The 307-nt window shown below is 57.0% G+C and carries 1 protein-coding gene; it reads right to left on the bottom strand.

What is annotated here, in order from left to right; all coding sequences use genetic code 11:
• The coding region (locus tag ACSZO1_RS22805) for a transposase (protein ID WP_437616691.1) at positions 1 to 307 on the bottom strand (307 nt) is incomplete at both ends.

Genomic DNA, 307 nt, shown 5'->3' on the forward strand with positions numbered 1-307 from the left:
TGCTGGTAAATCCACTCATGGCTGACGGGACTGCCAATGCGCTTACAGACGGCGCTGATCTGCTCCGGACTCCACTTCCAGCACAGCCCTGTCTCAACGTAAAGCACGGTGTCCGGGTTGATGGAGTACTTGGCTGCCGCCCGCCGCCGGGCTTCACTTAACCGCTGTGCTTCTGCTGCCGAATAATCGCCAGCTATCCCGTTCCGCCTGACCTCACGGGAGACCGTGGACTTACTGACGCCTACACGCTTACTGATCTCTGTGAGGCTAATCTTCTCACCAAACAACAGGGCAATCTGGTATCGTA

The sequence above is a fragment of the Erwinia sp. V71 genome (assembly GCF_965644245.1).
Classification (GTDB): Bacteria; Pseudomonadota; Gammaproteobacteria; order Enterobacterales; family Enterobacteriaceae; genus Erwinia.